Below are 707 nucleotides of genomic sequence, written 5' to 3' on the forward strand. Positions count from 1 at the left end.
CAAATCGCGCATATACCCGTGTCTACGTGCGGCTCAGCCGCTTTTGCGGATTTCCGCTATATCGCTCGGCAGCCTCGCAGATGAAAACCGCCCTCCCTTACCTGTTGTTGTACACAAAATGCCGCACGCTGCTCGCGTTTACGATAAACACGTGCCCGTCGGTGCTGTCGGTGTAGCTTCCCAGCACGGGCAGCCCTGCGTTGGCGAGCGCTTCCAGCCCTTTTTTCTCGCAGTCCGACCGCTTGGCGAATACAAACGCGAACGCCGGAAACTGCTGCTTTGCGCTTGCCGCGCCGTTCGGCAATTTGAGCGTGCACTGTATTGCCGGGAAAAAGCCAACCGCTCGTCCGGGCGCGCATAGAACGTTGCCCAGACGTTTTCGGCTTTCGCCCGACAGCCTTCCTCACGCTTGTCCATGTCGAAATAGACGTCGTCGTTTGCGAAAGCTATAAAATGTTCCCCTTCCTCTTTTCCCACGCCGATAACGTACTCGGCGCTGAAAGTTATAGAGCAGTATTTGGTTATGTCGCTGGTTCTATACGTGTCGTGCGGAATTCCTGCGCCCAAAAGGCGCTCGTCCCACTTCGCAATATCGCGCTGGAAATACTCGTATACGGTGTACCAGCGCCCGTCATAGTTATACCCGTCGCCCTCAATGATCGGCTCGCCGAGCGCGTTCCACGCGGCTTCATTTATGGTTTCGATAG

General features: G+C 56.0%; 1 protein-coding gene. It reads right to left on the reverse strand.

The window, feature by feature from the left end:
- Window positions 1–97: 97 nt before the first annotated feature.
- Window positions 98–304 (reverse strand): hypothetical protein, encoded by a 207-nt coding sequence (locus AWU74_RS10755; protein ID WP_162504989.1) that lies wholly within the window; start codon window positions 302–304, stop codon window positions 98–100.
- Window positions 305–707: the final 403 nt, after the last annotated feature.

The sequence above is a fragment of the Treponema endosymbiont of Eucomonympha sp. genome (assembly GCF_001028545.1).